Genomic DNA, 10191 nt, shown 5'->3' with positions numbered 1-10191 from the left:
CACCGGCCCTCTCCCCCACGGGCCGGCCGGAGCCCCGTCTCCCCGCACGTCGGCCCCCGGCATCCCGCSGGGGCCGACGTCTGCCGTCCGCAGCCCGGTCAGCCCGCGGCGCCCGCCGCCTCGTCGGCCGCCTGGGCGCGCAGCGCCCGCTCGACACCCGCCCGGGACTCGGTCACCAGGCGGCGCAGCGCGGCACTCGGCTCGGCGGAGGCGAGCCAGGCGTCGGTGGCCTCCAGGGTCTGCTGCTCGACGTGCAGCGCCGGGTAGAGGCCGACCACGATCTGGCTGGCCATCTCGTGGCTGCGCTCCTCCCAGGCGCCCTTGACGGCGGCGAAGTACCGCTCGGTGTAGGGCGCGAGCAGGGCGCGCTGGTCGGTCTGCACGAACCCGGAGATGACGGCCTCCTGCACCGCGTTGGGCAGGGTGTCGCTCTCGACGACGGCCCGCCAGGCCTCGGCCTTCGCCTCCGGGGTGGGCCGCGCGGCACGGGCGGCGGCTGCGTGCCGCTCGCCCGCCGAGGTCGCGTCCTGGGCCAGTTCGGCGGCGATCCGCGCCTCGTCGGCCCGCCCGGTGGCCGCGAGCCGCTGGAGGAACGCCCAGCGCAGCTCGGTGTCGACCGTCAGCCCCTCGATGCTCTCGCCGCCTTCCAGCAGCGCGGCGAGCAGGTCGAGCTGGGCGTCGGTCCTGGCGGCGGCGGAGAAGGCACGGGCCCAGGCGAGCTGATGGTCGCTGCCGGGGCGTGCGGCGCGCAGCTGCTCCAGCGTGGCCTCGGCCCAGCGGGTGAGCCCCGTCTCCCGCCAGTCGGGCGCCGCGTACAGGTCGAGAGCGAGCTTGACCTGCCGTTGCAGGGACTGCACGAGACCGATGTCGGACTCCTTGCCGACACCCGAGAGGACGAGGTCGAGGTAGTCGCGGGCGGGAAGTTCGCCGTCGCGGGTCATGTCCCAGGCCGAGGCCCAGCACAGGGCGCGCGGCAGGGGGTCGGCGAAGTCGCCCAGGTGCCGGGTGACGACGGCCAGCGAGTCGGCGTCGAGGCGGACCTTGGCGTAGGTGTAGTCGCCGTCGTTGAGCAGCAGCACGTCGGGGCGCTTGCGCGCCTTCGGCAGCGGCACCTCGGTCAGCTCGCCGTCGACGTCGAGCTCGACGCTGTCGGTACGCACCAGCTTGCCGTCGCGCAGGTCGTAGAAGCCGACACCGAGGCGGTGCGGGCGCAGGGTCGGCTCTCCGGTGGCGCCCGCGGGCAGTGCCGGCGCCTCCTGGCGGATGGCCAGGGCGGTGAGGGTGCCGTCGGCGTCCGTCGTCAGCTCGGGGCGCAGGATGTTGATGCCCGCGGTCTCCAGCCACGCCTTCGACCAGGTCTTCAGGTCGCGGCCCGAGGTCTCCTCCAGGGCGCCGAGCAGGTCGGTCAGGCGGGTGTTGCCCCACTCGTGGCGCTTGAAGTAGGCGCGCACGCCCTGGAAGAACTCGTCCATGCCGACGTAGGCGACCAGTTGCTTGAGGACGGAGGCGCCCTTGGCGTAGGTGATGCCGTCGAAGTTGACCAGGACGTCGTCCAGGTCGCGGATCTGCGCCATGATCGGGTGGGTGGAGGGCAGCTGGTCCTGGCGGTAGGCCCAGGTCTTCATCTGGTTGGCGAAGCTCGTCCAGGCGTGCGGCCAGCGGCTGCCGGGGGCGTGGGCCTGGCAGGCGATGGAGGTGTAGGTGGCGAACGACTCGTTCAGCCACAGGTCGTTCCACCACTCCATGGTGACCAGGTCGCCGAACCACATGTGGGCCAGCTCGTGCAGGATGGTCTCGGCGCGGCTCTCGTAGGCGGCGTCGGTGACCTTGGAGCGGAAGACGTACTGGTCGCGGATGGTGACCGCGCCCGCGTTCTCCATGGCGCCCGCGTTGAACTCGGGCACGAACAGCTGGTCGTACTTCTCGAAGGGGTACGGGTAGTCGAACTTCTCCTGGAACCAGTCGAAGCCCTGGCGGGTGACCTCGAAGAGCGCGTCGGCGTCCAGGTACTCGGCCAGCGACGGGCGGCAGTAGATGCCCAGCGGCACGCTGCGGCCCGCTTGTCGCCCCCCACCACCCCCAGCGGACTGAGCTTCGCTCAGGCCCCTCTTGTCTTCCCAGGTGCTGTGCACCGCGTGGTACGGGCCCGCGATCAGCGCCGTGATGTAGGTGGAGATCCGCGGTGTGGGCGCGAACCGCCACAGCGTCCCCTCCGGCTGCGGCGTCGGGGAGTTGGAGATCACCGTCCAGCCCTCGGGGGCGCGGACGGTGAACTGGAAGGTGGCCTTGAGGTCGGGCTGCTCGAAGTTGGCGAAGACGCGGCGCGCGTCGGGTACCTCGAACTGGGTGTAGAGGTAGGCCTGGCCGTCCACCGGGTCCACGAAGCGGTGCAGGCCCTCACCGGTGTTGGTGTAGGCGCAGTCCGCGACGACGCGCAGCTCCTGCGGCCCTGCGGCCAGCCCCCGCAGCGCGATGCGGGAGTCCGCGAAGACGGCCGCCGGGTCGAGCGCGGTGCCGTTGAGGGTGACCTCACGCACGGTGGGCGCGACCAGGTCGGCGAAGGTGTCGCCGGCTTCCCTGGCGGTGAACCGGATCGTGGTGACCGAGCGGAAGACCCCTTCACCGTTGTCCGACTCACCCGGTGCTGCGGTACCCCCGCCCTGCGCGCCGCTGAGGTCCAGCTCGATCTCGTAGGAGTCGACGGTGAGCAGCCGAGCCCGCTCCTGGGCCTCTTCGCGCGTCAGATTCGTGCCAGGCACTTGGTGATCTCCCCACTCTCGCGAAACTCTCGCGGCTTACGGCGCAGTCGTGCTGGGGCCATCCTTCCACGCGGGCGCCACGGGAGACGGCGGGCGGCCGGAGGCGCGCAGGCTTCGGCGGCGGCGCCGCCGACACGCGCGCGGCGGCCCGGGCGCACGCCCGTTCGCGGCGGCCCGGCGCTTCAGTGCGCCCCCGCGTCCTGCTCGCCGGCCGCGAGAGCCGCCAGGCATGCCCGTACGGAGGGGCTGTCGCCGCCCGCGCGCCAGGCGGCCCGCACCTCGCGGGTCAACGGCGGGTCCACGGGCACGAAGGCGACCCCGGGAGGGCTGGGGCGCTGTCCCATCGCGGGGATGAGCGCCGCGGTCAGCCCGCGGGCCACGAAGGCAAGCTGGGTGGCGTACTCGGCCACCGCGTAGCGGACTCTCGGTTCGACACCGCGTTCCCGCAGTGCCTGTACCAGCGCCTCGTAGGGCTCGGTTCCCGCCGGGCAGCTCGACCAGACGGTGCGGGACAGCTCCGTCAGGTCCAGTGCGGGGCGGCCGGCGAGCGGGTGCGTGGCCGGCAGCGCGACCCGTACCTCCTCCACGGTCAGTGTCCGGACCCGGACGCCTCCGGGCAGCGGCATGGGGCGGTTGTGCCAGCTCTCGATCAGCAGCAGGTCGAGTTCGTCGCCGAGCAGCAGAGGCAGCAGGTCGACGGCCTCGCCGTCGACGACGGTTACCCGCAGCCGGGGGTGCGCGGCGGTGAGCTCGGCGAGCACGTCGGGCAGCAGGGCGCGCAGCGAGCTGCCGACGCCGCCGAGGCGCAGGGGGCCGAGGATCTCGTCGCCGAGGTCGGCGAGGTCGGCTTCGGCCGCGGCGAGTGACGACAGGACGCGGGCCGCGTGTTCGGCCAGTACCCGTCCCGCGTGGGTGAGGCGGACGCTGCGGCCGTGCGGCTCCAGCAGGGTGTGGCCCGCCTCGCGCTCCAGCTTGGCCAGTTGCTGGGAGACGCCGGAGGGCGTGATGTGCAGGGCGCGTGCGGCGCGGGCGAGGGAGCCGTGCTGGGCGACGGCGTCGAGGGCGCGGAGCCGGTCGGAGTTCAACACCCCAGCGATGCTAACGAGTACCGGTCATGAATCGTCGCTTTTACTTGCGGGTGGGGGACGGCACAGTAGCTGTCATGGTCACTGCGGAGGAAAGGACCCAGCGTGCACGCGCCGGCGGGGCGGGCGGCGGACTGGCCGGGCGCAACCCGGTGTACCTGGGCATCGCGGCCTCGGCCTGCGTCTCGGCGTCCGCGATGTTCGTGAAGCTGTCCGGGGTCAACGCGGGGACGGCGGCGCTCTGGCGCTGCCTGCTGGCGCTGGTGGCCCTGGTGCCGTTCGCGCTGGCCGAACGGCGCAGGCTGGGCCCGCGCCCGGCGCGCGCGCAGGTGTACGACGCGGTGGCGGGCGCGCTGCTGGGCGTCGACTTCGTCTTCTGGGCGCAGTCCATCCACGATGTCGGCTCCTCCATCGCCACCGTGCTGCTCAACGTGCAGATCGCCGTCTTCCCGCTGCTCGCGCTCGTCCTCACCCGCGCCCCCGCGGGCGCGCGGTACTGGCGCACCCTGCCCGTACTGCTGTTCGGCGTCGCCCTGGCGAGCGGCGCCGTCGGCCACCCCGAACCGGGCAGCAGCCCGGTGTCCGGCGTGCTCTACGGGGCCGCCGCCGGCGTCGCCTTCGCGGGCTACCTGTTCCTGACCCGGCTGGGCGGCGGCACCGGCCACACCGTCCACCCGGTGTGCGTCTCCACCCTGGCCGCCGCCCTCACCTCCGGCACCCTCGGCGCCCTGTGGACGGGCATCGATCCGGCGCCCGGCTGGGGGCCGGTGGGCTGGCTCGCCGTGATGGCACTGCTCGGACAGGCGGTCTCGCTCGTCCTCCTGGGGCCCGCGCTGTCCCGGCTGGCCCCCGTCACCAGCGCCGCACTCCTGCTGCTCCAGCCCGTGCTGGCCGTCCTGCTCGGCGTCCTGTTCATGGGAGAGCGGCCCACCGTGACCCAGTTCGCCGGGTGCGCCCTGGTCGTCCTGGCCGTGTGGCACACGAGCCGGGGCGCTCACTAGAGTCGCCTGGCATGTCCCCGCCGCGCACCCTGATCAGCGGCCTGCTCGCCACCTTGACCGTGTGCGGCCTGGCCGTCGGACCCTCCACGGCAGCCGGCCGGGACCACACCCGCACCCGCGCGGCGATGACCGCCATGGTCGAACACGGGGAAGGCCCCGGCGCCGTGGCGCACGTCGAGGACGGCACCGGCACCTGGAGGGGCACCGCCGGCATCGGCGACCGCGCCACCGGGCGGCCCCGGCTGGCTGACGACCGGTTCCGCATCGGCAGCCTGACCAAGCCGTTCGTGGCCACCGTGCTGCTCCAACTGGAGGCCGAAGGCAGGCTGCGGCTCGACGACCCGGTGGGCCGCTGGCTGCCCGAGGAACGACTGGGCGGGTACGGCGCCGCCGTGGGCCGCCAGTCGGGCGCCGTCACCCTGCGGCAGCTCCTCGGCCACACCAGCGGCATCGCCGACTACACCGCGGACCCCGCCTGGCGGCGCCGCTACTTCTCCCCGGCCTTCCTCTCCCACCGCACGGACTCCCACACGCCCCAGGCGCTCGTCGCGCGCAGCCTCGCCCGCCCTCCGCTGTTCCGCCCCGGCAGCCGCTGGGCCTACTCCAACACCAACTACGTGCTCGCCGGAATGGTCATCGAACGCGCCACCGGGCACCGTTACGCGACGGAGATCGAACGCCGCGTGCTGCGCCCGCTCAAGCTGCGCGACACCTCGCTGCCCGGCACCTCGCCCCGCATCCCCGGCCCGCACGCGCACGCCTACTCCACGCTGTTCGCCTCGGGCGGGAACCCCGCGGTGCGGGACGTCACCTCACTCGACCCGTCGCTGGCCGGGGCCTCGGGAGAGATGATCTCCACAGGCCGCAACCTGGTCCGCTTCGTGCGCGCCCTGGTCCGCGGCGAACTGCTGCCGCCGCGGCAGCTCCGGGAGATGGAGACCACCCGCCGCGCCGGCTCCTCGGAGCGCTACGGACTCGGCCTGACCGAGCGCACCCTGACGTGCGGGGTGACGGTGTGGGGCCACGAGGGCACCATCCACGGCTCCCGCAGCGCCGCCTTCACCACCCTCGACGGCACCCACACGGCCGCCTTCAACGTCAACGGCGACTGGTCGGACGGCACCCGTGCCCTGGTGGAGGCGGAGTACTGCGGCTGAGCGGTGGCAGAGGGCGCAGGGCGGGCCACGACGCCGGGGGCGTCAGCGCGGCAGCACGGTCAGGTAGGCGGCCGGCTCCCGCTCGCACGACGTCATCAGCGCCGTGCGGACCACCGCCGCCTGCTGGGCGGGGGCGTCCCGGAGCTTGGCCTCGGTCACGTGCACGACGGTGACACCGAGCTGTTCCAGCGTCTCGCGCTTGCGGGCGTACGCGTCCCAGGCCGCCTCCGCACCGGCCCGGGGCGTGCGCGCGTCGATCTCCAGCGCGACACCGTGGTCGGGCCAGTACGCGTCCACAGCCCCCACCGGCGGGCCGCCGGGGACGCGGAGCTCGACGTTCCAGCACGGGTCGGGGAGCCCGTGGGTGAAGACCATGCCGTACAGGCAGCCCTCCGTCAGGGCGCGCCCCTCGGCCAGCAGGCTGTCCACGGCGTCGGCGACGTGCGGCAGCCCCAGCAGCCGGGCGCGGGTCAGCTCGCGGACGATCGGCTGCGGCTCGCAGTGGCCGCCCCGTACCGCCTCGACCAGCAGGCGCCGCACCCCTTCGGCTTCCGCGAGCCCGGCCACGGCGTCGGCCAGCGCGCGGGGCACGGGCGCCACCGGCAGGCCGGTGATCTCCTCGGGCTCGGGCAGGATGCGGGTGCGGACCAGGTGCGCGGAGGTGTAGGCGCACACCGCCGGGGACGGGGCGCGGGGTCCCTGGTGGGCGCTGTCGTCCAGCTCGGGGACGAGTACGTCGATCCGCTCCAGGTCCAGCAGGGAGGGCGCGGCGGAGAAGCAGTGCAGCGCCAGCGCGGCCAGACCCGTGATCATCGCGCGGTGGGCTCTGGAGGCGGCACCGGGCGGGGCGGCGGCGTCCGCGCCGGCGTACCGGAGCGCGGCGTGCAGCCGCTGCTCGCTGGTGGGCAGTCCTGTGCGGGGCGGGAGTGGTACCTCGTGCGTCATGTCGGGGCCACTTCCCCGCCGCCCGTCGGCTGCCACCGCTTGTGACGAAGCTGTCGCGGAACGCGGACAACTCTGCCCTAAAGCACGGCCGTTCGAAGGCCGATAACGGTCCGTCGCGGCGTCAGTGGCTCTTCTTGCGCTTGTCGCCCAGCGTGACCAGCCCGGCGATCACCAGGAAGAGCACGATCGGGATGGCGACGTAGAGCCCCAGCGTCTCGGCGACGCTCAGGCCCGGGCCCGGGTCGTCGCCGTCGTCGCGGGTGAGCGCGAAGGCGGGGGACGACAGGAGCATCATCAGCGTCGCACCGGCGGTGACCGTTCCGGCGCGCAGGGCGTTCTTGTTGACCTTGTTGCTCACCCCGCCAAGATATCGGACGGGTGAACACCCCGCGCGCCGGGGTGGGCTTATCGGACGACCGCCGCGCCGCCTGGGTGCGCCGCCTGCGCCGAGCGGTGCAGCGTGACCGGCCTCAGGTGCGGCTTCCCGCGCGCCTGCTCGACCTTCACCCGCACCTGCCGCGCGGTCACGGGTTCGTCCAGCGCCAGGATGCGGCGGTGGCCGATCGTCGTACCCGAGGCGATCTCCCGCCACGCGCCACCCGACCTGGCCTGGAGAGTGAAGCGCTCCACCCGCTGCCCCCTGCGGATGTCCTCCCCCACCACGACGCGGTCGAAGGTGTAGGGCCCCGGGCCGCGCCGCTTCAGGTCGGTGCCGTAGATGCCGCGCACGGCGTCACCGAACGCCGTCAGCTCCCTCACGTCCGCCGCGTCGATCCTGCCGTTCTTCGCGGGCGGGACGTTGAGCAGCAGCGAGGCGTTGCGCCCGACGCTCTTCTCGTACAGCTCCAGCAGCTGCTCCGCGCTCTTGGGCCGCTCGTCGGCGTGGTGGTACCAGCCCGGCCTGATCGAGACGTCCGCCTCGGCCGGATACCACTGCAGATACTTCACCGAGGGGTCGAGGAGCTTCTCCCGGGAGCCGATGTCGGGGTCGGTGGAGTCGTTGGGCAGCCCTCCGGCGTACGTCGTCCACGGATCGAGGGCCGACGGCGTCACGCTCCACTCGCTCTCGCGTGCCACGCCGTTCTCGTTGCCCACCCAGCGCACGCCCTGCGGGCCGCCGAAGACGGGCGTGTCAGGCGCCAGTTCGTGCAGGACGCGGAACAGCTCGCTCCAGCCGTACTCCTGGGTGATGCCCGCGTCCCTCCACGGGTTCGCGCCGTCCAGCCACAGCTCGTCCAGCGGGCCGTACTCGGTGACGATCTCGTAGACCTGGTTGAGGTAGTAGGCGTCGTAGTCGTTGACCTTCGCCGTGAAGCTGGGCAGCTTCCCCGAGGCCACCTTCTTGGCCCGGTCGTCGCCCGGCACGAGGGTCGGGATGGTGCGCTCGGTCGGCTCGCTGCCGTTGCCGTAGCGGCCCTTGCCCTGCGGAGGGCCGCCGTCGGCGAGCGCCGTGCGCTCCACCGTGGTCAGCTGCTCCCCCGCGTCCTGCTTCGCCTGGAGGTCGGCCAGCCACTTCTCGTGCCAGTCGTGCGGCAGTTCGGCGCCGTCGGCGGGCGAGAGGTAGATGCCGACCTTCAGACCCGCTTTACGGGCCGCCTTCACGTACTGCCCGACGATGTCGCGCCCGTACGGGGTATTGCCCACCGAGTGCTCGGTGTAGCGGCTGGGCCACAGCGCGAACCCGTCGTGGTGCTTGGCCGTCAGCATCACCTGCTCGGCGCCCGCCGCCTTGTAGGCACGCATCCACTGGTCGAAGTCGAGGTGTCCGGGGTCGAAGAGCGAACGGTCCTCCGCGCCCGAACCCCACTCGCGGTCGGTGAAGGTGTTCATGCCGAAGTGCGTGAACGCCGTCACCTCCCGCTGCTGCCAGGCGTACTGCCCCTTCGTGGGCACGGTCTTCGCGGCCTTCTCGATGACGCGTCGCGGGCTGTCGCAGGGCTCGATCCGCATCTGCGGGGCGGGGCGCACCGGCTGCTGGCAGCCCGTCCCCTCCGACCCCTGTGCGGCCCCGGCGGCCGGCTGTGCGGGCGCCGACAGCACGGCACCGGCCAGGGCCAGCGCCAGCGTGGACAACAGCAACCGTGCGCGGGGGCGGCGTCTCACCATGAGTCCTCCACCTTCCTCACCCTGGAGAGAGATCCGATCTCTTGGGGGGTACGTGGGCATGGTGCCGCAGACCGGAGCCGCGTGAAAGAGATAGGTCGGATCTATTGGGGGCGCCGTCAGTCGCGGAGCGCCCTCAACTCCGCGAACAGCGCACTGACCCGTTCGGACCACAGCACCGAGGTACCCAGCACCCGCCGCGCCGCCAGCTCCTGACGGGCCCCCGGCTCGACGGCGCCCAGCTCCTCGCCGATGACGGCGGCACCCGCCCGGTGGGCCTCCACAGCGAGAACGCCGAACATCGCCTCGGAGTCGTAGCGGACGTAGGTGCCCTCCGCTGCCGGGCGGCCCTCGGGGATCCACCACGCGCGCGCGTGGCCCGCGACATGGCCGAGGCGCAGGGCCCCGGCGTGCCGAAAGAGCCCGGCGAGCACCTCACGGTAGGGCTCGTACCCCGTCCGGGCGAGCGCGTCCGGACGCCAGGGCGCAAGCCCTCAGTCCTGACCCCGGGCATCGCACGCCCCAGGCGGTACGCCCACGCTGACGGCCTGCGCGAGGCTGCCCTGGTACGCCCAGGCGTCCGCGCCGCCGGGATGCGCACCCACCGCCACCTCGTGCACCAGGCCGACGGCCATACCGGCCTCCCGCGCGGTGCGCTGGGCCGCCGCGAGCTGGCAGTCGGTGAGCCACGCGGCCAGGTGTGGAAGTCGACCCGGTCCCGTCGCTCGTCGCGCACGCGTGCCGTGTGCGCGGAACGGGGGTCATCTAGACCGGCCGGCCAGGAGCGCCAGTCGGGGCCGTACACCTCGGCGAGGGCGCACCAGGTGGCGTGGTCCACCAGCGCCTGCCCGCGCTCGGCCAGAAAATCGCCGTAAGCGGCCCGGCGCCCGGGGCCGAGCGGCACCGAGCGCACCAGCTCCAGCGCCTCCCGCTTCAGCTCCCACACCGCGCCCCGGTCGATGTGCGCCCGGCCGCCGAGCACGCCCTGGCGCAGCGCGGCAGCGCGCCCCAGGACCACCTCGGCCCGGCGCCGCTCCTCCTGACCCAGATACGCGAACTCGGGGATCTCCTCGACCCGCAGGTGCACCGGATCGGGGAAGCGGCGAGAGGAGGGCCGGCGGGAGGAGGGCCGGCGGAAGGA

At 73.5% G+C, this 10191-nt stretch carries 7 protein-coding genes and 1 pseudogene; 2 read left to right on the top strand and 6 right to left on the bottom strand.

The genetic code is table 11. From position 1 onward, the window contains the following. Positions 1–98: 98 nt before the first annotated feature. On the bottom strand, positions 99–2759 hold the full coding sequence (gene pepN, locus AB8Z75_RS24940) for an aminopeptidase N (RefSeq protein ID WP_369205660.1): 2661 nt from the start codon (positions 2757–2759) through the stop codon (positions 99–101). A 182-nt stretch (positions 2760–2941) separates the two neighbouring features. After that, positions 2942–3847, bottom strand: a complete 906-nt coding sequence (locus AB8Z75_RS24935; protein ID WP_369205657.1) for a LysR family transcriptional regulator — start codon at positions 3845–3847, stop codon at positions 2942–2944. Between the two features lie 74 nt (positions 3848–3921). Here AB8Z75_RS24935 and AB8Z75_RS24930 point away from each other — a divergent pair, with 74 nt between their 5' ends. Together AB8Z75_RS24930 and AB8Z75_RS24925 are read left to right on the top strand one after the other, a co-directional pair. Next, positions 3922–4845: a DMT family transporter gene (locus AB8Z75_RS24930; RefSeq protein ID WP_369205655.1), complete on the top strand. Its 924-nt coding sequence runs from the start codon at positions 3922–3924 to the stop codon at positions 4843–4845. An 11-nt stretch (positions 4846–4856) separates the two neighbouring features. After that, a complete protein-coding gene (locus AB8Z75_RS24925) occupies positions 4857–6002 on the top strand; it encodes a serine hydrolase domain-containing protein (RefSeq protein WP_369205653.1) in 1146 nt (381 codons plus the stop codon). Positions 6003–6044: 42 nt separating this feature from the next. Here the strand turns inward: AB8Z75_RS24925 and AB8Z75_RS24920 are convergent, their stop codons facing one another. The 4 genes and pseudogenes from AB8Z75_RS24920 to AB8Z75_RS24905 form a co-directional block, all read right to left on the bottom strand. Beyond that, positions 6045–6947: a hypothetical protein gene (locus AB8Z75_RS24920; RefSeq protein ID WP_369205651.1), complete on the bottom strand. Its 903-nt coding sequence runs from the start codon at positions 6945–6947 to the stop codon at positions 6045–6047. Between the two features lie 121 nt (positions 6948–7068). After that, positions 7069–7305, bottom strand: coding sequence for a hypothetical protein (locus AB8Z75_RS24915; protein WP_114021217.1), 237 nt, complete (start codon positions 7303–7305; stop codon positions 7069–7071). Between the two features lie 47 nt (positions 7306–7352). After that, positions 7353–9053, bottom strand: a complete 1701-nt coding sequence (locus AB8Z75_RS24910) for an alpha-L-fucosidase (RefSeq protein WP_369205649.1) — start codon at positions 9051–9053, stop codon at positions 7353–7355. Between the two features lie 158 nt (positions 9054–9211). Then, positions 9212–10191, bottom strand: a pseudogene (locus AB8Z75_RS24905) (4-alpha-glucanotransferase); the annotation flags it as partial.

It is taken from the genome of Streptomyces sp. PU-14G, assembly GCF_041028275.1.
In the GTDB taxonomy this organism is placed as follows: domain Bacteria; phylum Actinomycetota; class Actinomycetes; order Streptomycetales; family Streptomycetaceae; genus Streptomyces.
This window is presented reverse-complemented; position numbering and strand designations above follow the sequence as displayed.